Below are 22,394 nucleotides of genomic sequence, written 5' to 3'. Positions count from 1 at the left end.
ACACAGGCAACCAGGTTTCTTTGTTTGCAAGTATAGAGGCTCTAAAGCGTCATTTTGCGTCTAGGAAAATTTTAGTTGCCGCCGTTGTTGCCCTACTCGGAAGATTCGTCGGGGTCAAAAAGTTCTGTGCCCTTGGGGATTATGAATTTAGCTCCGTTATGCTCTTGTTCTTCGGTTTCGATTTTGTAGGGGCTAGCAGGCGAAACTTCGAAGTTATAATCTTCTGGGTTAGCCTTACATGAAAACCTCGCTTTGTAGGTTTTATCGCCTAGCGCGCGTTCAAATATTGGTTTTTCTTCAAAGGTTGCTCCGGAGAAGTTAGCGCTGGTGAATTCCGCCCCGGAGAAGTGAGCGTCCCCGGTGAATTCCGCCCAGGAGAAGCTAGCACTATCGGCGAAAATTGCGCTGGAGAAATGAGTGCTCCCGGTGAATTCCGCCCCGGAGAAGCTAGCACTATCGGTGAAAATTGCGCTGGAGAAATGAGTGCTCCCGGTGAATTCCGCCCAGGAGAAGTCAGCGTGCCCAGTGAATTTCGCCCAGGAGAAGTCGGCGTTCTGGGTGAAGGTCACCCCATGAAAGTATGAGAAAGCGTCAAAGTGGCTAAACATAAAATTGGTAGAGTAGAAGAAAAGGGTGTTTGAGAAATCATAGTCAAAATTTGACCAAGGGCCTGGTGCGCCGAAGCCTTGTAATCGTTCGCGTATCGCTTTGATAATACTTTGTCGTACCTGACGTTCTTCTTCTAATGTAGCTTTATCTTGAGAAAAACCCCGCTTGTCTGCATCAAATTTTTCTGTATCGCTACCGAAATCCTTCTTCAGATCTTTAGCGTAGGGCCTATCTAGTTGTTCAGCGCGTTCTGCAAGTAAAAAAGGGGAACGGATGTAAGCACAAAGATTGTTGATAATGACTTGCCCCTCTTTGCGGCGTTTCTCAGGACTAGGGGTAGTTTTTTCGTCTGATAACCATTCATCCACCAACCCTACGAGAGTGTAGACACCGCCAAGACGGATAGAAGCTTTATCACTGGACAGTTGCTCAACTGCTGTTGTGTACCGGCTGCGCCGCTCGGCGTGTACCTGTCGTAAATGGTCTTGGTCGTTTTTGGCCTTCTCAAGACTATTCTTGCGGTGATTTTCACCTAAGGTAATAACACCTAAGACTCCACCGGTGGTGTAGATAAGCATCTGGCGCAACGCTGCGCCGTCACCGTCCTTACCGAAATCAGCATTAATAGCTAGTGGAAAGAGGAAAGCCCAAGCCCCACCAAGAACGGCAAGTACGCCAATCCAGACGTAGAACGATCTTACTTTTTTGAGCCCAAACCATCTAAATATCAGGCAAAGAACAGCAATTATTGTAATAATTCCCAGAATAAAAGCAGGCACACACTGAATGTCCACTGTAATCAACTCTTCCAATAGTCTAAACCAAACACTCACCCTCCATCATAGGGCGAGGATGACCCTATGTATCGGATTTTCCGTTGTTAACCTCACACACTGCGTGGGGTGGGGCAGAAGAACCCCTAGTGATCGCGCGGATTATCACCCGCAAATCCCTTAGTTTTCCTGTCTTTTCGCCCCAGAATCATCAGCATCTCACTCCTTGCCATCCACCCCTAACTCCCACCCACTACAAAAAGTTGAGTCTTTTTCGCTTAACTCTGTTGACATTCATCTATCCATGTGTAAAACTTGAGTACATGAGGCTCAAGGGGGTCACTCGCTGGGCAGCAATCCAAGCACACTTTCTACCGTGCATGCGCTCGGCCTAAAACCTCTCACGCCCCGAAAATCTAACCAAGGAACCCGCCTCGCCAAGAAGCGGGGCATAACACTAAGGAGTACAAAAACATGGCACGTGCAGTCGGTATTGACCTCGGCACCACCAACTCGGTCGTATCCACCCTCGAAGGTGGCGACCCCGTAGTTATTGCAAACGCTGAAGGTGCCCGCACCACCCCCTCCGTCGTCGCATTCTCCAAGGACGGCGACGTTCTGGTCGGTAGCGTGGCAAAGCGCCAGGCGGTCACCAACGTTGACCGCACCATCTCGTCCGTCAAGCGCCACATGGGCACCGACTGGACGACGGAAATCGACGGCAAGAAATACACCCCGCAGGAAATTTCTGCACGTATTCTGCAGAAGCTCAAGGGCGACGCCGAATCCTACCTGAACGACAAGGTGACCGATGCGGTTATCACCGTCCCCGCATACTTCAACGACGCTGAGCGCCAGGCCACCAAGGAAGCTGGCGAAATCGCAGGTCTGAACGTTCTGCGTATCGTGAACGAGCCGACCGCAGCAGCACTGGCTTACGGCCTGGACAAGGGTAAAGAAGACGAACTGATTCTGGTCTTCGACCTTGGCGGCGGTACCTTCGACGTCTCCCTGCTTGAAGTTGGTAAGGACGAAGACGGCTTCTCCACCATTCAGGTGCGCGCAACCAGCGGCGACAACCGCCTGGGCGGCGACGACTGGGATCAGCGCGTTGTGGACTGGCTGCTTGAGCAGGTCAAGTCCAAGACCGGTGCAGACCTCTCCAAAGACAAGATCGCTCTGCAGCGTCTGCAAGAGGCAGCTGAGCAGGCTAAGAAGGAGCTCTCCAGCGCATCCAGCACCAACATTTCGCTGCAGTACCTCTCGGTAACCCCCGAAGGCCCCATTCACCTGGACGAGAAGCTCACTCGCGCAAAGTTTGAGGACCTCACCAGCGACCTGCTGGCACGCACCAAGAAGCCCTTCCAGGACGTTATTGCGGAAGCAGGCATTAAGGTGTCTGACATTTCCGAGGTTGTGCTCGTGGGTGGTTCCACCCGTATGCCCGCCGTGGCTGAGCTGGTGAAGGAACTCACCGGCCGCGAACCCAACAAGGGTGTTAACCCCGATGAGGTTGTGGCAATGGGTGCAGCCCTGCAGGCTGGTGTGCTCAAGGGCGACCGCAAGGACGTTCTGCTGATCGACGTGACCCCGCTGTCCCTCGGTATCGAAACCAAGGGTGGCGTGATGACCAAGCTGATCGAGCGCAACACCGCTATCCCGACCAAGCGTTCTGAGACCTTCACCACCGCTGAAGACAACCAGCCTTCCGTGTCGATTCAGGTGTTCCAGGGTGAGCGCGAATTCACCCGCGACAACAAGAACCTGGGTACCTTCGAGCTGACCGGTATCGCCCCCGCACCGCGCGGCGTACCCCAGATTGAGGTCACCTTCGATATTGACGCCAACGGCATTGTGCACGTCTCCGCGAAGGACAAGGGCACCGGTGCTGAGCAGTCCATGACCATCACCGGCGGCACCTCCCTCTCGAAGGACGACATTGACCGCATGGTCAAGGATGCCGAGGCTCACGCAGAGCAGGATAAGGCACGCCGCGAGGCAGCCGACACCCGCAACGCCGCCGAGTCCGTGGCATACTCCGTCGATAAGCTGCTGAAGGAGAACGGCGAGAAGCTGCCCGAAGACGTCAAGACTGAGGTTCAGGGCGATGTCGATGCTCTCAAGAAGGCTCTTGAAGGCGATGACGACGATGCCGTGAAGTCCGCGCTGGAGAAGCTGCAGGCATCCCAGACCAAGCTGGGTGAGGCCCTGTACGCTTCCGCACAGGCAGAGGCTAACGCAGACTCCGCTTCTTCCTCCAAGGATGATGAGGACGTTGTAGACGCCGAAGTTATCGACGAGGACGAAGACGAGAAGAAGTAATCATGGCTGAACACGAAAACACTGCGGGCGACCCGCTGGAGGAGGCATTCAACGCCCCCGCCGCCGAAGGTCACCCCGAGGCCGAGGAAGCCCCTGCCGCAACCGATCAGGCTGCGGCGGGGGAAACCCCCGAACCGAGCGAGGAAGCACCCTCAGAGGATGCGAAACTCGCGGCAGAACGCCTGGACAGCCTGCTTCGCCTGCAGGCGGAGTTCACGAACTTCAAGAACCGTGCCGCCCGCGAGAAAGAGCAGCTTCGGGAGTTTGTAGCGAGCGATATTGTGAGCCTGCTTCTGCCGGTGCTCGACGATATTGACGCCGCACGCAAGCACGGCGACCTGAAGGAAGGCCCCTTCGCTGCGATCGCCACCAAGCTTGAGGAATCCCTCAAAAAAGAAGGCGTGGAACGCTTCGGCGAGGTGGGCGAGCCCTTCGACCCGAATATTCACGAAGCGGTCATGCAACAGCCGACCAGCGAGGTAGAACCAGACCACATTTCGATGGTTCTGCGCTACGGGTACCGCGTGAAAGAGCGCGTGGTACGCACCGCCCAAGTTGCGGTGGCTGCCGCCGAATAAACACTCCGTAGAGCACACAACGGGCGGGTTCTTGAGAAATTGAGAACCCGCCCGTTTGCCGCATATTTCCGCGGATTTTCTGGGATTTCTCTTCCAAAATTGAGTCTAGTAGACTAAACTTTATATAGGATTAAAAACTAAGGTTGTGCCCCTTTGGACGGGGCGTTACAAGAACCCCGGACGACGGGAAAGGAGAACTACATGGCAAGCGAAAACTGGCTGTCAGAAGACTTTTATAAAACCCTCGGCGTGAAAGAAGACGCCTCCGACTCCGATATTAAAAAGGCCTACCGCAAACTCTCGCGCAAATACCACCCCGACCTGAACCCCGGGAACGAGACAGCCGAGAAGAAATTCAAGGAAGTCTCCGAAGCCTACGACGTGCTCTCGGATAAGAAACAGCGCGAAGAATACGACCAGATCCGCAAATACGGCGCCGCAGGGTTCGGCGGCAGCGGTTTCGGAGGCGGCGCATCCGGGTTTGGTGGCGCTGGCGGCGGCTTCGGCGGCCAAAACGTGCACTTCACCACCGGCGGCGGTGGCGAAGGCATCAACATTGAAGACCTGCTCGGCGGGCTCTTCGGTGGTGGTGCTGGCGGCGCTGGCGGTTCACGCCGTACCGCAGGGTTCACGAGCGCCGACTTCAGCGATGCCGGGTTTGGCGGCGGTGGCTTCGGCGGTGGTGGGCGCAAACGCGCCCCGCAGGATAATAACCTTTCCACCAGCACCCGCATTACCTTGCCGCAGTCGTATACAGGCACCACCGCGACCGTGTTCCTGCCGGACGGCACGAGCACTGAGGCGCGCATCCCGGCGGGCGTGAAGGACGGGCAGAAAGTGCGTGTGCGCGGCAAGGGGCGCCCCGGAACCGGCGGTGACCTGATCGTGACCGTGCGCGTCTCGGATGACCCGCACTACAGCCGCGAAGGAAACAACCTGGTGCTGCGCGCCCCCGTCACCCTGGATGAGGCAGTCAACGGCGGTGTGCTGGAGGTGCCCGTACCCGGCGGTAAAACCGTCAAACTGCGGCTGACCCCCGGCAGTGTGGGCCGTAAACTGCGTGCGAAAGGACGCGGGTTCACAACCAAGTCGGGCACCGGCGACCTGCTGGTGATCCCCGAGGTGCACCTGCCGCAGAACCTGAGCGATGAGGCGAAGGAAGCCTTCGAGAAATTCATTGCCCTGGCGCCGCAGGAGAACCCCCGTGAGGACCTTTTGAAGAAAGTTAGGTAGCTTATGAGTGCCCATAATAAGCAGTCGTCGGCATCTGCCTACAGTGCCGACCGGCCGGTTTTTGTGATTTCGGTAGCGGCGGAGCTGGCGGGCATGCACCCGCAGACGCTCCGCCAATACGACCGCCTGGGGCTGGTGCAGCCTTCGCGTGCGCCGGGCAAGGCCAGGCGCTATTCGCAGCGCGACGTTGATTTACTTCAGCGTATTCAGCAGCTCTCGCAGGAAGGCGTTTCGCTTGAGGGAATCCGCCGGATTATTGAGCTTGAAGAGATGGTGGAGGAACACCAGGAGCACATCGCCCGCCTGCAGGCCCAGCTTGAGGATGCGCACGCCAAACTGGGCCTGGCGGAACGAGTGTTCGCAGCCAGCACCCGCGGGGATGTGGTGAACATCCAGAGGGGGCAGCGCCCGGCGCCGCGCAAACGCTCCTCGGCGGTGGTGCTGTACCGGCAGAAATAGGGCTGACCGCCCCAATACCTGCCGCTTTAAAACGGCAGCTGCGAGTATTTACTTACGCCTATACGTCAGGTCGTGGGCGCGCCTTCCTGCCTCCCGGGCCTTCCTCTCAAAGCTGGTCAGGATGCGCCCCTCCCAGCGTGGTGCCCACCCGCCCACGGGGTCGTCCTCGGTAGCGCCTTCACCGGCGTGCAGATTCTCGAAATCGGGGTGCGCCTCCATAACATCGCGCATCACGTGGGCGTATTCTTCCCAGTCGGTGGCGAGGCGCCAAATTCCGCCGGGTTTGAGCACGCGCGCGACCTTATCGGCAAAAGCGGGGGAGACTAGGCGGCGTTTGTGGTGGCGTGACTTGTGCCAAGGGTCGGGGAAGAAAACCCAGAGCTCATCAACCGAGTTTTCGTCCAGCATGTTATCGAGCAGTTCGGGGGCGTTGGCCTGAGCGACGCGCACATTCTCAACCCCGGCCTGCCCCATCTTAAGCAGCAGATCCGCAATGCCGGGGGTATAGACCTCAACGGCAAGGAAGTTTGCCTCGGGTATTTCGGAGGCGCGGTGCACGATTGCTTCACCCAGCCCGGAACCGATCTCGACCACCTGGTAGGCTTCGCGCCCGTAGATTGTAACCGGGTCGAAGGTGGCTTCGGGGGCTACAGAGGTATCTGCCCGCAGCCGGGGTATGTCGAGCACATGGGTGGGGGAGTAGGTGTCCCATGCTTTTTGTCGGCGCGAGGTCAGGCGGTCGCCGCGGCGCACGAAGGAGTAAGGCTGGCGGAAGAACTCGGGTGGAACCTGCTTCTTACCGGGATCCTGCGAAGTTTCGGGTTCTAACGATGCGCCTGCGGAGGTGTTCTGCTCTTGAGATGACATACCTATCAGGATAACGTAGCGGCGCGCGGCGGCGGGTACTGTTAAAAATTCTGGGGACTAAAAGTTTCGGGGGCAGTTTCTTCATGCGAATGAAGAAACTGCCCCCGTTTGGCCTTTATGACCGCGAATTCGCCGTGCAGGTTACTTTTTCTTGCCGGAGAACAGCAGTGCCAGACCCGCGCCGAGCATCACGATATTGTTGGCCAGCTGCTGCCCGTCCTGGGTGGGGCGGAAGGCTTTATCGTGCATGTCCGGGTTGCGGAAGTACATGGTCATGAGGTTTGCGCTGAAAGCGGTTAGCCCGGCACCCGCCAGGCGGCTGGGGATGAAAGGGGTCAGCAGGGTGGCGCCGAGTGCGGTTTCTGAGTATGAAATAAGTTTGCCGAAGGTTTTCGGCTCCAGCTTGGCGACGGCGGGCACACCGGATGCGGCCATCTGCTGTAAGAATGCATAGGCGTTCTCGTCTGCGCCGAGTTTCTTAACGCCTGCATCAAGAATGAGCGCGCCAGCGGTCAGGCGCAGTGCGGTGTTTGATAGTTTACCCATGAGTGTGTGTTCTCCTGATGTCTGTGATGGTGTGAGTGATGCGGTGTTTCCGCACCGGGTATTGCAATTGTAGCGGCAAAGAACAGAAAAATTTGTTGATTTGTAAAGTTTCTACATATTTTTGCCGTAAGCATTATTCTTCAGTGCTATAGCAGGGGAGAGGGTGCGTTGGGAGGGGTGTTATCGGCATGTTGCAGCCCCCTCCCGGAAACCTCAGGAACAGTCAGTTTATGCCGAGAGCGACGAGAGGTGAAAAAGATCCAGCGGTGCAGGTGAAAATGAAGGGGCAGTCAGTGTATTGCTGCTGGCAGTACCGTGTGTGGGTACTGGGGCTGCCTCTGGGGTACTCATTAGGTTGAAGTTGCCCCAAGAAAGTGTATTATTATTCTGATGAACGAATGAATATTTTTAAGTGTGCCGCAGGTTAGCGTATCATGTGAACCTTCCACTTGAATGTCTAATGTATCTCAATGTGTGGAATTACCTCAGGGTCCCCTTGCTTTTCGCGGCACTAAAGGCTGTCTGTGAAATCCTTGCCATGACTTGCGACACCCCGCATCGTACCGTGTATGATATAAGACATAGATTTATAACACTCAACTTAAAAATAACTACTACATGCCGAATTAGTTATGTAGAATATATATTCAAAACATTTGGTAGTTTCCTACACATCATGGGTTGTAACACCAAAGTTTGCCCCGAAAGTCGGGGCTGTCCCACGCCGAACCGGGATCCAACCACGAAAGAGGAACTGTGATGCAGCAACCTCACGAAAACGCCGCACCGGCGGCAGAGAGTACGGGCCAAGCTGAAGAACTGCACCGCGGGCTGAGCAACCGGCATATTCAGCTCATCGCCATTGGTGGTGCCATTGGTACCGGCCTATTCATGGGCTCGGGCAAGGCAATCTCCAAAGCCGGGCCCTCTATCCTACTGGTTTACATTGTTATTGGCGCCGCCATTTTCCTTGTGCTGCGCGCGATGGGCGAGATCCTTCTCTCGAACCTCAAGTACAAATCATTCTCCGACTTCACCGCCGACCTCGTGGGGCGACCAGCAGGGTTCTTCCTCGGCTGGTCGTACTGGTTTATGTGGGTGGTTACGGCGGTGGCGGATATTATCGCTATCGTAGATTACAGCCAATTGTGGTGGCCTAATTTACCTAAAGCAGTACCTGCACTTATCGTCATTATCGCGCTGCTGGCACTGAACCTGCCCTCGGTGAAGAACTTCGGTGAGATCGAGTTCTGGTTCGCCATGATTAAGATCGTCGCTATCTGTGCACTCATACTGGTTGGTATCGTGATGGTAACCACCAGCTTTACCGCGCCCAACGGTTCTCATGCACAGATCGCTAACCTGTGGGAGCACGGCGGGTTCTTCCCCAACGGAGTCTTCGGCTTCCTCGGCGCCTTCCAGATCGCTATCTTCGCGTTCATGGGCTCGGAGCTAGTGGGCACCACCGCCGCAGAAACCCAGAACCCCACCGTAACCCTGCCCAAAGCCATTAACTCGGTTCCGGTACGTATCATTATCTTCTACGTGGGTGCACTTCTGGTGATCCTCATGGTGAACCCCTGGAACGAGATTGATCCTGCGAAAAGCCCCTTCGTGACCATGTTCAGCCTAGCTGGGATCGGCATCGCCGCCCACATAGTGAACGCTGTGGTGCTCACCTCGGCAACCTCATCGGCGAACTCGGGTATTTTCTCCACCTCACGCATGGTGTACGGCCTGGCGCAGGAAGGCGACGCCCCCAAGTCACTGGGTGTTCTCTCAGCCCAAGGCGTGCCCCGCAACGCACTATTCCTCACCTCCACGCTGCTGCTCTCAAGTATCGTGCTGCTCTACGCGGGCGACTCCATTATTGGGGCGTTCACGCTGGTGACCACTATGGCGGCTGTGCTCGTGATCTTCGTATGGTCCATGATCCTCATTAGCTACCTGTGCTACCGCCGTAAGCGCCCCCAGCTGCACACCCAAAGTGTGTACCGCATGCCCGGCGGCGTGGTGATGTGCTGGGTTGTGCTGGCGTTCTTCGCATTCTCCGTCTGCATTCTGGCAACCGCCGAAGATACCCGCGCAGGGCTTATGCTGATGCCCATCTGGTTCGGCGGGCTCGCGATCGGTTGGTTCGTGAAGAACCGGCTGCACCCGGAGGTCCCCGAGACCAGTATCACCCAGTCCAACCCGATCGTGGATCTGAAACAGACTTCAGACGGCAAGAAATAGGGTTATAGCGCTCAAGCGCTCATAATGGCGGGGCTCGCGTACCTATCAAGGGATGCTCTGGCCCCGCCATTAGTGTGCTCTGCAGCCGCCGCTCACCCCCGGTGCACCGCAGAAACACGCCGAACACGCCGCCTCAAGTGGCAGAGAACCCCGCGACGGTGCGAAACTAAAAGAATGAGCGCACAACGCCCCCATCCGAAACCCGCAAACAGCAGCAACCGTGACGGTGATGCCGCACCCCGGCCCGCACCTCACAACCCGGCGGGCGGTCAGGGGACAACACCGGCACCAGCACCGGGGAACCGCAGCCACCCACACAGCCCCCAGCCCCGCAACGGCACCCCGAACACATCCGGGGCAGGGGAAGAAGCGGAAAGTATCGCCGCAGAACTGCACCTCGCCCCGGCGAACGTTAACGCCGTTATTGCCCTGCTCGACTCCGGTGCCAGCGTGCCCTTCATCGCCCGCTACCGTAAAGAAGCCACCAGCGGCATGAGCGACACGAACCTGCGGGCCCTTCACACGCGCCTCACCCAGCTGCGCGCACTCAACCAGCGGCGAGAAGCCATCCGCACCGCCCTCACCGAACGCTACACCGAAGGGGCTATCGACCCGCTCACCTACGAGCAGCTGCTCGCTGGGCTTCGCACATCCCGCACCAAAACCGAGCTGGAAAACCTCTACGCCCCCTACCGCAGTCAGCGCATCACCAAAGCCCAGCAGGCACGCGCCGCCGGGCTGGACGCGCTCGTTGAAGACCTGCTGGAGGTGCCCCTCGCCGGTGTGTACGATATTGCCGCTGCCTACGTGAACGACACCGGGGAAGGCGAAGAATACGCCGTTACCACAGTTGAAGAGGCGCTTGAAGGGGCACGCGCCATTCTGATCGACCGCGCCGCCACAGACCCCGCACTCACCGGGCGGCTCTACGACAAGCTAGTCGCCACCGGCACCATCTCAACCCGGCTCATCGCCGGTAAAGACAGTGAAGGCGCAAAATTCGCCGACTATTTCGACTTCTCAGACCGCATCCGCAGCATCCGCTCCCACCGTGTGCTTGCGCTGCTGCGCGCACGCCAGGCGGGAATCGTGAAACTCAGTATTGACGCAGCCACACCCCCGCCGCCGCTCAGCCACCTCAAAGGCGAACAGCGTGAAGCCGCCCGTGCAGCCGCCGAAAACTACAAGAACGCACGTTCGGTATATGAGCGGGAAGTAGCCGCAGCCCTGCGTATCCCCGTGCAGGTGCTCAACACCGTCGACAGTGAAGACCGCGTGCTCGGCTGGCTCGCCGCCACTGTACGCGCCGCCTGGCGCAAACGCCTGCACCCACGCCTGGCCGAGCGCATCCGTGAAAACCTCTTTGAAACCGCAGAACGTGAAGCCATCGACGTATTCACCTCAAACCTGCGCGACATTCTGCTTGCCGCACCCGCCGGGCAGCGCACCACCCTGGGCCTAGACCCCGGCCTGAAACACGGCGTTAAATGCGCCGTCATCAACGGCACCGGGAAAGTGCTTGACGCCTTTACCATCTACCCGCACGCACCCCGCCACGACTGGGATGCTGCGCTCACCCGGCTTAAAAACGCCGTGCGCACCCACGGGGTTGAGCTTATTGCCATCGGTAACGGTACCGCCTCACGCGAGACGGACAAACTCGCCGCTGAGCTGCTGGCCCGCCTGCGTGCTGGCGGGTACGAGAAAGCACAAAAAATCACTGTCTCTGAGGCGGGCGCATCCGTCTACTCGGCCTCCGCAACCGCCAGCGAAGAACTCCCCGAACTGGATGTGACCCTACGCGGCGCCGTCTCTATCGCCCGGCGTTTACAAGACCCGCTCGCTGAACTTGTCAAAATCGACCCGCAATCCATCGGCGTGGGCCAATACCAGCATGATGTGAGCGTTACCGCCCTGCGCCGGGGGCTTGATGCGACCGTCGAAGACTGCGTGAACGCCGTGGGTGTGAACCTCAATAGCGCCTCAGCCCCGCTGCTGGCTCGCGTAGCCGGGCTGAACCGAACCGTCGCCGAAAATATTGTTGCCTACCGCAACGAGAACGGCCCCTTTACTTCCCGAACCGAGTTGCTTAAGGTGCCCCGGCTGGGTCCTAAAGCCTATGAGCAGGCGGCCGGGTTCGTGCGTATCACAGGCGGGGTGGAGCCTCTGGACGCCTCCGCCGTGCACCCCGAATCGTACCCCATTGCGCGGCGTATTATTGCGGATGCCCTCGCCCGCAACGGCGCCGTGTGGGCCGCCGGGGCGCTCACCGTGCCGGGAACATCAGAGAACGAGAAAGCGCTGATGGGGATGCGCCCTGCCGACTACATCACTGATACAGCGGGCGACTACACGGTGCGTGATATTTTTGCGGAGCTGCTGCGCCCCGGCCGTGACCCCCGCCCGGAATTCCGCACCGCACAGTTCTCAGAAGCCATCTCACGTATCGAAGACCTCGCCCCGGGCATGGTACTTGAGGGTGTGGTCTCTAACGTGGCGGCGTTCGGCGCGTTTGTCGATATTGGGGTGCACCAAGACGGGCTGGTGCATATTTCGCAGATGAGCCGCCGCCGCGTGCACAACACCCATGATGTGGTGCGCAGCGGCGACATTGTGCAGGTTCGCGTGGTTGAGGTGGATGCGCCCCGTAAACGCATCTCGCTCTCGCTGCTGGTGGACGATACCCCAGATACCGAACCCGGCAGGCAAAAACAGAAAAAGAATAAGCGTTCTCGATAGGGTGGGTTTTGCCGTAGGGGTACGGGCTGTCTCCAGAGCAGAAGGTTCCCTTGCTGTGAGAGGCCATGTACCCTCTCAGCGCAAAGGAACCTTCTACATGGGGGTGCGATCATTGGGGCTGCTAACCCCAGCTGCTAAAACTCAGGGTTCTGCGGGTCGGGGCCTATGCGACCATCCTTCCGCGTAAGCCCATCAATCGCCGCAATGTCTGCCGCATCCAGGGTGACATTAGCGGCTGTAAAGTTCTCGGCAATGCGCGCAGGAGTAACCGACTTCGGGATCGCCACGATCCCCTTCGCCAGATGCCAGGCGAGCACAGCCTGCGCCGGAGAGATACCGTGCTTACCCGCAATCTCAACGATCACCGGGTCCTTCAGAATCTCGCCACCCTGACCAAGCGGCGACCAAGCTTCAGTCACAATACCAAGCTCTTCGTGCACCTTACGCAGCTCTTCCTGCGAGAAATATGGGTGCAGCTCAATCTGGTGAATCGCCGGGGTCACGCCAGTGTCGGCGATAATTTCGCGTAGCTGAGCCTGCGGAAAGTTAGAGACACCAATCGAACGCACCTTACCCTGTTTTTTCAGTTCGATGAGCGCCCGCCACGACTCCAGATAGGTGCCCTGCTGCGGCATAGCCCAGTGAATCAGATACAGATCCACATAATCGGTGCCGAGCCGCTCTAGCGATGCATCAAGCGCGGCAATAGCCTTCTCAAAACCCTGATCCGAGTTCCACAGCTTGGTGGTGAGAAAAATATCCTCACGCGGCACGGAGCTGGTCACAATACCGCGCCCCACCCCAACCTCGTTCCCATAGATGGACGCAGTGTCGATGTGACGGTACCCCGTTTCGAGAGCCGTGCCCACAGCATCGGCGGCACCATTATCTTCAATCTGCCACACACCATACCCAAGCTGAGGGATGCTGTTGCCGTCGTTGAACGTGATGTTTTTGACCATTACTTCTCCTGAAATTTAATGGGGACTGACGCTTTCAACGGTACTCCCGGATGCGCTCGCACGCTAGAGCAGTGGGCGAATCCAGTCCAGCGCGAAACTGGGAATCCCCTCCCAGGAGCGTAAAAAGAGCCTTGATGTGAATAAAGCGTGAAAAATCCCGCTTTATTCGTATAAAGAGCCTTTTTAGTGAGAGGAAATTAGGAACCGGTCGGGGAGAACAGCTGTCGCACCTGCTCAGCGCTGACCTTCGTTGAAGCAAACGAGCCGTCATTGACGACCGCCTCAAACAGGGCGGCCTTTGACTCTTTCAAATCCATGACCTTCTCCTCAATGGTGCCCTGCGCCACCAGCCGGTGCACGTGCACGTCACGCTCCTGCCCAATACGGTGGATACGGTCCACCGCCTGCTGCTCCGCCGCCGGGTTCCACCACGGGTCCATAATGAAGCAGTGATCTGCCTCCGTCAGGTTCAACCCAAACCCGCCAGCTTTAAGCGAAATCAGGAATACCGGTGCCACACCGTCAGCAAAATCCTTCAAAACCTGCGGGCGGTTGCGGGTTGCCCCATCCAGGTACAGGTGCTCTATGCCTTCAGCCTCAAGCCGCCGCGAGATAGTGCGCAAATACCCCGTGAACTGGCTGAACACCAGCACCCGGTGCCCTCCCGTCAGCAGGTCGGGCAGCTGCCCCAGCAGGTACTCCAGTTTGGCCGAGCCCACCCCCTCATACTCCACCGGGTCGATCAGTGCAGCATCCAACGCCAGCCGCCGCAGCAGCGTGAGCGACTGAAAAATAGTGAACCGGTTTTTATCCATGTCCTCCAGCAGGCCCAGCACCTTCTGCCGCTCACGCTGAAGCCGCGTATCGTAAATACGCCGGTGCGTGGGATTCAACGGAATATCAATGCGTACGTCGTTCTTCTGCGGCAGCTCAGCAGCCACCACCTCCTTGGTGCGCCGCAGCATGAGCGGGCCCACCCGGCGGCGCAGGCGCGGCACCGCATCGGTGTCCTCCCCAGACTCGGCCGGGCGTGCGTACAGGTCACGGAACGCCCGGGCGGACGGGAACAGCCCGTCAGCCACAATCGCCAGGATCGCCCAGAGCTCCATGAGGTTGTTCTCCATGGGGGTGCCGGTGATCGCCAGCTTAAAATCGGCTGGAAGTGCCCGCGCCGCCTTCCACGCGCGGGTGGCTGCGTTCTTCACAAACTGCGCCTCATCCAAAACCAGCGCGCCCCACCCGGCGGGCGGCACGCTGGCGGTTTCTTCGGTGGCAGCCTGCCCGCTGCGTTCCTGCAAGAGCTGCCCGTACTCGGTGTAGCCCGCCTCATCAATCCGAAAGAGGGCGTAACTGGTGACCACCAGGTGCGCGCCAGCAACCATTTCAGCGATGCTTTTCCCGCTTTTCGCGGTGGACGCGCTCACCACTGCAACCTTCGCGTCGGGAACGAACCGTGCTGCCTCATTCGCCCAGTTACCCACCACGGAGGTGGGTGCGACCACCAGGAACGGTGCGAACGGCGGCTGCTCGCCATCCTGCGACCGGCCTGCCGTGGCCTGTTCGGCGTGCTCCTGCATGGCGTGGGCTAAAAGCGCGAGGGTCTGCACGGTCTTGCCAAGGCCCATCTCGTCCGCCAGGATGCCGCCGAGGCGGTGCTGCCGCAAAAACGCGAGCCACCGGAACCCCTCCAGCTGGTAGGGACGCAGGGTCGCCTCCAGCCCGGCGGGTGCCTGAAGGTTCAGCGCCGAGAAGGCGTATTCCCGCACCGCCCCGGGTGTAGAATGCTCATTCTTTTTCTGGCTGTTCTGCGCTGTTTTTTCGGGGTTTTCCGTCCCTGAGAGGTCTTCTGGTGTATCCGTTTGGGCCTCGTCTAAAAGGCTGAGCAGGTTACGCACCTGCGCATCCCAGGAAGCCACCGTATTCACATGCGACGCCAGGGACTCAAGCTCATCCCACAACCCCACCTGGCGGCGGTTAATGCGCAGCTCAGTGCCGGAATCGTTGAGGGTGCGTGCCTCAGCAATGAGCGCCCGCAGCGCCGTGAACTCCGGGCGGTTCAGCGAAAAATAGGTGCCGTTACCCAGAAGAATCCTGTCTTGGGCGCGATCGAGCGCCTCAAAAACCTGCGAGAACGGAACATTCCAGTCATTCACGCGGATAGCGATACCCAGCCCGAACCAGTCCCGTGAATTCCCCTCGGTCACATTCACCTCAATGAGTGCGTCGGTGGCCTCTGTAAACTCGGGCACAGTGCCCAGCAGCCGCACCCGAACCCCGGAAATCCGCCGCAGGGCGGGCAGCACGCGGGTGAGAACATCGCGGGTTTCCCAGCCCTCGGTACGTCCGCGCGTCAGCTCAATAGTGCCGGGCAGCGAGCGCACCTTACGCAGCACCCGCGCCTCAAACCGGGCGTCACGAATGTCCCCGCCGGGTTCACCCGCATAGCCAAACACCGGCAGGCGCGTGTACTGTTCACCGGTGCCCGTTTCGCTGTCGGGCGCATCTTCGGCGGTGGGGGCACCGAGCGGGTTCAGCGGGTATTCCCAGTACCAGTCGGTGGTTGCATCGTGTGCCACCTGCTCATTAAAGGCCATCTCAAACACCAGGTGAGGCGAACGCACCTGCGGCAGGTTCAGCGCAGGGTCCGGGGTCAGCGCCGGTACTGTACGCGCTAGGGCGGGCAGGTATTCGCGGTGAAAATCTTCACGGGAAGCCCCGGGGACCTCAATAGCGCCGGTGGTGATGAACGAGTCGGTGGCGGCATCCAGCGGCTCAGTGAGGGGGATGAAGGCCAGCTGCAGTCCGTCTGGAATCTGCGGTATGTCGTCGTGGTGCTCCGCAGGTGCGGCACCGGCAAGCTCGGGGATCAGCTCACCCGGGGTGGGGCTGCCTGCCTGTGATTGTTCCGCCGCCGCAGGCTGCTCCGCCCCGGCGGCTGCGAATTCGGCGCGGCACACGCGGTCGAGTGCGCCCTCGCGGGTTGTTTTCCACCGCACCTGGGCTGCTGCCTGCTCGTACACCTGCTGCGCCAGCCCGCCAAGGGCGAAGAACCCAATGCAGCAGGTGCCCGCCCCGGCCCCGTTGTAGCCGCTGTTCGGGGTGCCCAGGGGGTGAGAGTTCGCCGCATCCACCCACACCTGCCGGACGCGCCCGTCCTGGCGGGTTTCCCAGCCGAGCGTCGGCTCAAGACGCAGCCCGCCCTCCGCCGGGTCGCTCAAGGAGGTGCCGGGGAGCGTTGTGGCACGCATTTTTACGGTGGCTGGCGGCAGCACCGTCAAGTTTATTTCGCGCCCTTCAAGCAGGATCGGCAGCCCGATGCGCTGGGCGCGTGCGAGCACATCCCACAGCAGGGCGCTGCCGGATGCGCTGAGTGAGACCCAGTCTCGGTGCGAGGTGTACATGGACTGCCAGGGCCGTACCACCGAGTAGAGCTCAGCAAACCACCGTTCGTGTTCGGGGTATATTTCGTGGCGCAGCACCGGCCCGCCTACGGATGAGGCGAATGTTTCCCAGCTGAGGCCGCCCTTGACCCAGCGCCCCGTGTTGGAGCGCATGAGGGGGCGGGCGAGCAGGTTAATGCGGGCGGCGGTTTCTGTGCTTGATGGGCCGAAAGACCGGGCGGGTGCCACACTGAAAGATAGATCTAATGCCCCGGATACCCGGGCGGAGTCAATACCGGTGGGGGTGCCGCCCGCGGCGAGCACATGGGAGAGGTCGCGCCTCCAGGCGGGGATGCGTGAGGGCGCACTCTGCGGGGTGTCGTCAGGGTGAGGGCTGCCGGGGCGCTGTGCCGCCCGATGGGTGCGGGTGCTGTGCTGTGGGGTGCGGCTTTCACCCTTGACGTCGGTTATTTTTGGGTCAGTCTCACCCATTGTGGCTGCGGTGCTCACCTCAAGCCCGAGCCCTTGCAGGTCTCGCACAAGGTCTTTAACCTGCTCGGGCACCTGCGGCCCGTTATCTTCGGATTCTATCCCCAGGGCGATACGGGATTGTTCCGCCCGGTCAATGGCGGTGAGCATGAGCGCGGCGGCGTGCTTACAGTTGAGGTCTACCGGGCAGGTGCAGTGCGAGACGAAGTGATTATTGGTGGGGCCTTTGGGTCGGGAGAAGCGAACATATACTTCGTAGGGGGAGGGGGTGTTGCCGTTGACGAGGCCGTGCAGCTCGTTGGCGGCCGCGTCGTACCGGTAGCGTACAACCATGCCCTTGGCGGCGTAGGTGCGGGCGCGTTGGAAGGTTCGTCCGCCGACTTGTTCGAGTATCTTGTCTTCGGTGATGGGGATGCTGGGGAAGGGATTCGGCTCGATCACCGTTCCATTATCTCAAGGGTGTCAAAGCCTTGAGGCTGTTTTCGTCACTGCTGCTTTTCGGGCGGCTGCTTGTGCTGATCTGCCCTGAGTCGCCTGAGCTGTTCTTCCCGTATTTTCTTGTCTTCACGCACGGAGGTAATGATTTTTAGAAGCGCAGCAATAACCCCTAGGGGGATACCAATGCCCAGGCACCGGTAGCTAAGGTCAGTAGTTGCTCGCACCAGCGGGCTTGTCCCTCCGGCGTCAATACTGCGCCACTCAAAAGCATGGTATTCCACCAGCGACCCCCAGCCCCCAAGGACAAATAGAATAACGCCAGCACCTAGGAATATAAGGGCTGCTATTCCGATAATACGTAGGGTGAGCTTCATATATAGCACCCAGCTTTCTGCCGAATCTTTACTGAAATAAAGGTAGAAATAGTCCCTTAAAATCCCAGCCTATAAGGTGCTGCCCCGTCCGTCCACTATGAAATTTGGAATTCTTAACTGGCGAGAAGACAGTGAAAGTATTGCATACGGGTGAAATACTTAAAAAGTAAAGTAGGAGAGATAGGTGGCTGTCAGCTTGGGGTGCTGTGCAACCACAAGAATAGTGCACGCGACCAGTGACCGCCCGTTGGTGCGAAGAGCGGTCCGCACGGGCTATCCCATGCGCTTGCTACTCAATATCCTCAATATTCATATTGGCTGACATGATGCCTTCTTGTGTCTCTTTAAATAGCTCACCAGTGTCACTTACAATATAGGATTCTCCCCGTGAATATATTAGATTATAAAGCCCCTCGTAAAACTTACCTCCAACATAATAAATATCGCCGGAATCGGGGATCTCATAGATTCTTCCCAGCTCATCAATTAAAATATCTCGACCCTCTTTAAAACCAAAATTTCTTATCTTTTTATCAATGAGATGTGGGCAGAAGTAGTCCGAGCTATTTTCCTCTAACGAGTAATCTATTAATTCTTGGGTTGTTTCCCCAAAAGTATAAACCTCATTGTCAAACATAAACATTTCATATTCAACCGGAATGTACATATCCTTGGCTACTGAGATATACCATATCTCCCGCAAAAATTTCTTCACCAGATCAGGCAGCTCTTCCAGGTGAGGCGGTAATTTTTCAAGCAGCACATCTCGTTCAAAATACCAGCCGGAAGATGTCATCTTTTTGAAAAAATCAGAACTTATCTCATACGGTTGCTTCATTCCAATACCTCAAGTCTCCTAATATTACCTATTTACTTTTAGTCTTTCCGGGGTACGGGTGCCCACCCCATATCCACAGCTGTTTCTGCAAACGTGTGGGGTGATAGAGCTACCAGCCCCTACTCATCATACGGACAGAAAACGGGGGAGAAGGGCCTCCTCTTGGCGTATAGCAAAAGAAACAGAACACTTTGTATGTAATGTAAATCACTATAGCTTCCTTGGGGTGGTCGTTTACAGCCGCGCGGAATCTGCTGTAAGCTGTACTCAGCTTCAAGAGTTTCGACTGATAAGCTCCGACTATGGTCGAACGCCAACCCCATGTTCACGGGTGGCTCGGATGACGAAGCGGTTTGTATTCACCGCCCCGCACACGCGGGTCGGCAACCGGTACAGGCAAGAGCAACGCGAAAGGAACGCGCATCGGCGCATGGTTGTCAATGTACAACAGCTCTGCAGCATCTAATCACCTCACCCCCACCCGCACCTACCAGGAAAAACTGCGCGCCGCCGCAGTGCCAGCACGCGGAGGGTACACCGCGGTGAGCATCCAAGACTACACGCGTATCTCATCCCAACGCGATGAATTCCTCAACTTTCTGCTGCTGCCCAACCCCGAAGGCATCCCCGCCGTTGAATATGCTGGTTTGCGCGTAGCATAGAGCGTATGAAAACCTCAGGCATACTCCTCGATTCGGATGTGCTCGCCGAAATACGCAAAGCCACCCCAGACCCCAGGGTCGTCGCTTTTCTGCGCCGCCGCGCCTGGAGGCACATGTACATTTCCGTGCTGAGCGTGGGCGAACTTAAAGGCCTCTACCCCTACCCGGAGACCGACCGGTGGATTGCTGAGCTCCTGGAACGATTCGCGGATCACGTGATTACTATTGACGCGAAAGTCAGCCTGGAATGGGCCGGACGTAACGCCCCAATCGGCTACCACAGTGTGGGCAGAGCCGACGCCGCGCCGCTGCCAACTGCCGCCTTAGAGGGCCTGATCTGTGCCAGTGCCCGAGCCTATAACCTTGAAATTGTCTCTTCTAAAGCCGAGGTGTACCGCAGGTGGGAAGCGGTTGCCACCAACCCCTGGACCGAGGAATAGAGCGGCGAAAACACATACCGTGCGGGGGCCGGCCCAGGCCAGATATAGGGGCGTAATGGGGCTTGACTAAGATTCATGGCATGATTGAAGGATAATGAAAAGCTTCTCCCCCTTCTCACGGTACTCGGTCCCCATGCCCCTGTGGATGCAGGGCGCGGTTGAAATGCTCATCACCGCCCTCATCTCATTCGGTGCGGTATTCGTGCTGCTGCTGGCCGTCTGGCTTAATAACGGTTTCGACAGCGTCGATATTGCGGCGCTTTCCCGCCTGTCGGTGCACCTGTGGCTGCTCATCCACGGGGTTCCGCTGCATCTTTCCCAAGCATTCGGGCCCGCCGCGCCGCACGGGCTCATGACGTTCATACCATTGGGGCTCAGTATCGCCCCGGTGCTGCTGTGCTTCAGGGCGGGGCGGCGGCTGGCCCGCGCCTCCTACGAGGGGGAGTTCTTTATCCCGGTGGGGGCGGGGGCAGCCACCTACAGCCTGCTCTCTGCGGGCGCCTTCGCTTACGCCAGCGCCGAACACAACCCACTCAGCCTGCTCGCGGCGGCTCTCATACCGCTGGGATTCGTGCTGACGGGGCTTATCTGGGGCGGCTACTATGAGGCGCGGTCACTGGCCCGCATGGTCGGGGTTGATACAGCTGAACAAATCTCCCGCATGAGCCAGTATTCCCGCTGGGCTGGATCCTACGCGTGGGCGGTGGTGCGGGCATCCGCGGTTGCCGTTGTCGCCTTCGTAGCAGGCGGGGCGCTGCTGCTGTTCGCCTCAATTATGGTGAACTGGGCGCGGATTGTGAGCATCTACCAGAGCCTGCACGCCGGGGCGGTGGGGGATTTCGCGGTCACCATGCTGCAGCTGGGGTATATCCCCAATATGGTCATGCACTCCATGGCTTGGTCCACCGGTTCCGGGCTGTCATTCGGGGCGGGAACGAACGTGGGGCTGGCGCATTCAACCGTACAGGCGCTGCCCCTGTTCCCCTCGGTCGGAGCCATACCCCAGAACCTTGGGCTCATCGGGTACGGGGCGCTTATTGTGCCGGTGGGGGCAGGATTTTTGGCCGGGCTGTGGTTCTTGCGCGAAGGTGAAGACCACTTTGACGAGTGGGTGGCCCTCAAAATCCGGGTGCGCGCTCTTTCCCTGCCAGTATCCGCGATAGGGCTGGGGGTGCTCGTTGGGGTGTTCACCGGCTTCGTATCGTTCATACTGGGCTGGCTGTCCAGCGGGTCGCTAGGGGCCGGGCCGTTCACCGAGATCGGGCCGCACCCCGCTAAATTCGCAATGTACACCATGATCCTGGTTGGTGCCGGTACCGCAGCGGGGAACATGATATCGCGCCTATTTGTCTCTGACAGCAGCCGGGAGCTCTCACGCTTTGCCGACGAGAAACCAGCGGTAAGCGAGCGCGTCAACGCCTACTTCGGGTTTGGGGCGCATAAAACCCGCGATGTAGCCCGGCAGGATTCCGCAACGGATAGCCACGAGCCGCGCGCCGACAACCCGCGCCCGAAAACCCGGCGCAGCTGGGCTCTTTTCGGGGACGAATCTGATACCGCTTCCCGCCCCTCTGCCAACGATGAACCTGCTACCGGTGGGCAGCCGGCAGGCAAAGCGGCCAGCACCGATGAAGAGGTCCCCGAGCAGGAGAGTAAGGCCGCTGCGACGGTTGAGGACGCCGTCGCCGAGCCCAGCGCCGAACCCAAGAAAAAACTGTTTGAGGTTGATTATTCGGCTCATGATGCTGCAGAAACAACCGAGGTCATAGAGCCGGTGCGGGACGAAGAGGCCGGTGAATCCGGTGACCAAAACCACCCGCATAGTTCACCGATGGCCGCAATGAACCGCATCTTGGGCCGCCATAAAGACAAGGGTCACCACAAGAGCTAGGCGGGCTCATGGTGCCATTGGTTCTCCGCTCCGGGGGATACCCCGGAAGGAGGCTACGGGGATTGAGTGCCCAGCTGGGTGGCCTGCCGGTAATAGGTGTCCTGGCAGGTCTGCTGGTCGCTAACGGTCAATGACTGGTGCAGACAGTCCCGGTACTCCCAGTACGCGGGGGAGATCAGCATTACCAGGCACATGATGAGCAGGAAAAACTCGGTCAGAATCCCGAAGCTGGCCAGAACATAGAACACAATGGGGGAGCGTGTGAGCGCGGTGCGCACAATCACCACAATATTGAGCGCCAAACCCGCCAGCAGCACCACGGGCGCCAAAAGGAAAAACGGCATGGGGTAGGTCAGGCACACCAGCCCCAGGAAGGTGGAGACAACGGCTAAACCCTGGGCTCGGGCGATGCGCATTACGGTGCGGCGGCGTTCTTCGGGGTCTGGCGGCTGAGGCGCCCCCAGACGGTTCGGGTGTTGAGGGGCCGTGGGCTGCTTAGTTGGCTGGGGCGGGTTCTGCATACCCTTAAGGGTACTGCTTCTTCCGGTGGTGTTTTCGC

At 58.7% G+C, this 22,394-nt stretch carries 17 protein-coding genes and 1 riboswitch; of the genes, 9 read left to right on the top strand and 8 right to left on the bottom strand.

What is annotated here, in order from left to right; all coding sequences use genetic code 11:
• Nucleotides 1-92: 92 nt before the first annotated feature.
• On the bottom strand, nucleotides 93-1,421 hold the full coding sequence (locus tag I6I94_RS04085) for a pentapeptide repeat-containing protein (RefSeq protein WP_201620914.1): 1,329 nt from the start codon (nucleotides 1,419-1,421) through the stop codon (nucleotides 93-95).
• 435 nt (nucleotides 1,422-1,856) lie between these two features.
• Here I6I94_RS04085 and dnaK point away from each other — a divergent pair, with 435 nt between their 5' ends.
• The 4 genes from dnaK (at nucleotide 1,857) to I6I94_RS04065 (ending at nucleotide 5,974) form a co-directional block, all read left to right on the top strand.
• Nucleotides 1,857-3,704 (top strand): molecular chaperone DnaK, encoded by a 1,848-nt coding sequence (gene dnaK / locus I6I94_RS04080; protein WP_006888157.1) that lies wholly within the window; start codon nucleotides 1,857-1,859, stop codon nucleotides 3,702-3,704.
• 2 nt (nucleotides 3,705-3,706) lie between these two features.
• Nucleotides 3,707-4,282: a nucleotide exchange factor GrpE gene (locus tag I6I94_RS04075; protein WP_201620913.1), complete on the top strand. Its 576-nt coding sequence runs from the start codon at nucleotides 3,707-3,709 to the stop codon at nucleotides 4,280-4,282.
• Between the two features lie 201 nt (nucleotides 4,283-4,483).
• Nucleotides 4,484-5,515, top strand: a complete 1,032-nt coding sequence (locus I6I94_RS04070; RefSeq protein WP_023133755.1) for a DnaJ C-terminal domain-containing protein — start codon at nucleotides 4,484-4,486, stop codon at nucleotides 5,513-5,515.
• Nucleotides 5,516-5,518: 3 nt separating this feature from the next.
• Complete coding sequence (locus tag I6I94_RS04065) at nucleotides 5,519-5,974, top strand: heat shock protein transcriptional repressor HspR (RefSeq protein WP_006888158.1); 456 nt, start codon at nucleotides 5,519-5,521, stop codon at nucleotides 5,972-5,974.
• Between the two features lie 48 nt (nucleotides 5,975-6,022).
• On the opposite strand, the gene trmB is transcribed toward I6I94_RS04065, so the two are convergent.
• On the bottom strand, nucleotides 6,023-6,841 hold the full coding sequence (trmB, locus tag I6I94_RS04060) for a tRNA (guanosine(46)-N7)-methyltransferase TrmB (protein ID WP_201620912.1): 819 nt from the start codon (nucleotides 6,839-6,841) through the stop codon (nucleotides 6,023-6,025).
• A 141-nt stretch (nucleotides 6,842-6,982) separates the two neighbouring features.
• Entirely contained in the window at nucleotides 6,983-7,387 is a 405-nt protein-coding gene (locus I6I94_RS04055) for a hypothetical protein (protein WP_128087501.1), read from the bottom strand.
• Between the two features lie 759 nt (nucleotides 7,388-8,146).
• Here I6I94_RS04055 and I6I94_RS04050 point away from each other — a divergent pair.
• Together I6I94_RS04050 and I6I94_RS04045 are read left to right on the top strand one after the other, a co-directional pair.
• Nucleotides 8,147-9,622, top strand: coding sequence for an amino acid permease (locus tag I6I94_RS04050; protein WP_128088182.1), 1,476 nt, complete (start codon nucleotides 8,147-8,149; stop codon nucleotides 9,620-9,622).
• A gap of 174 nt (nucleotides 9,623-9,796) precedes the next feature.
• On the top strand, nucleotides 9,797-12,361 hold the full coding sequence (locus tag I6I94_RS04045; RefSeq protein WP_201620911.1) for a Tex family protein: 2,565 nt from the start codon (nucleotides 9,797-9,799) through the stop codon (nucleotides 12,359-12,361).
• A 134-nt stretch (nucleotides 12,362-12,495) separates the two neighbouring features.
• Here the strand turns inward: I6I94_RS04045 and I6I94_RS04040 are convergent, their stop codons facing one another.
• The 4 genes from I6I94_RS04040 to I6I94_RS04025 all read right to left on the bottom strand — a co-directional run bounded on the left by I6I94_RS04040 (nucleotide 12,496) and on the right by I6I94_RS04025 (nucleotide 18,842).
• The gene (locus tag I6I94_RS04040) at nucleotides 12,496-13,323 is read right to left on the bottom strand and encodes an aldo/keto reductase (RefSeq protein ID WP_128087502.1); all 828 of its coding nucleotides are present in this window, start codon (nucleotides 13,321-13,323) and stop codon (nucleotides 12,496-12,498) included.
• A gap of 197 nt (nucleotides 13,324-13,520) precedes the next feature.
• The gene (locus I6I94_RS04035; RefSeq protein ID WP_128087503.1) at nucleotides 13,521-17,633 is read right to left on the bottom strand and encodes a DEAD/DEAH box helicase; all 4,113 of its coding nucleotides are present in this window, start codon (nucleotides 17,631-17,633) and stop codon (nucleotides 13,521-13,523) included.
• Between the two features lie 44 nt (nucleotides 17,634-17,677).
• Entirely contained in the window at nucleotides 17,678-18,004 is a 327-nt protein-coding gene (locus I6I94_RS04030) for a hypothetical protein (protein WP_128087504.1), read from the bottom strand.
• Nucleotides 18,005-18,293: 289 nt separating this feature from the next.
• Nucleotides 18,294-18,842 (bottom strand): hypothetical protein, encoded by a 549-nt coding sequence (locus I6I94_RS04025; RefSeq protein WP_128087505.1) that lies wholly within the window; start codon nucleotides 18,840-18,842, stop codon nucleotides 18,294-18,296.
• A gap of 271 nt (nucleotides 18,843-19,113) precedes the next feature.
• A riboswitch (SAM riboswitch) is annotated at nucleotides 19,114-19,251 on the top strand.
• A gap of 31 nt (nucleotides 19,252-19,282) precedes the next feature.
• On the opposite strand from I6I94_RS04025, the gene I6I94_RS04020 reads away from it, so the two are divergent.
• The 3 genes from I6I94_RS04020 to I6I94_RS04010 all read left to right on the top strand — a co-directional run bounded on the left by I6I94_RS04020 (nucleotide 19,283) and on the right by I6I94_RS04010 (nucleotide 21,835).
• Nucleotides 19,283-19,504, top strand: a complete 222-nt coding sequence (locus tag I6I94_RS04020; RefSeq protein WP_006888132.1) for a hypothetical protein — start codon at nucleotides 19,283-19,285, stop codon at nucleotides 19,502-19,504.
• A gap of 5 nt (nucleotides 19,505-19,509) precedes the next feature.
• Nucleotides 19,510-19,944 carry a PIN domain-containing protein gene (locus I6I94_RS04015; protein WP_128087506.1) on the top strand — a complete coding sequence of 145 codons (435 nt, stop codon included), beginning with the start codon at nucleotides 19,510-19,512 and terminating at the stop codon, nucleotides 19,942-19,944.
• Between the two features lie 94 nt (nucleotides 19,945-20,038).
• Nucleotides 20,039-21,835, top strand: coding sequence for a cell division protein PerM (locus tag I6I94_RS04010; RefSeq protein WP_128087507.1), 1,797 nt, complete (start codon nucleotides 20,039-20,041; stop codon nucleotides 21,833-21,835).
• Nucleotides 21,836-21,888: 53 nt separating this feature from the next.
• Here I6I94_RS04010 and I6I94_RS04005 read toward each other — a convergent pair whose 3' ends face one another.
• Nucleotides 21,889-22,356 (bottom strand): hypothetical protein, encoded by a 468-nt coding sequence (locus tag I6I94_RS04005; RefSeq protein WP_006888165.1) that lies wholly within the window; start codon nucleotides 22,354-22,356, stop codon nucleotides 21,889-21,891.
• Nucleotides 22,357-22,394 lie beyond the last annotated feature (38 nt).

It is taken from the genome of Rothia aeria, from assembly GCF_016726365.1.
GTDB classification, from domain to species: Bacteria; Actinomycetota; Actinomycetes; order Actinomycetales; family Micrococcaceae; genus Rothia; species Rothia aeria.
Note: the sequence above shows the minus strand (reverse complement) of the source record. Positions and strands in the feature narration are given on the sequence as shown.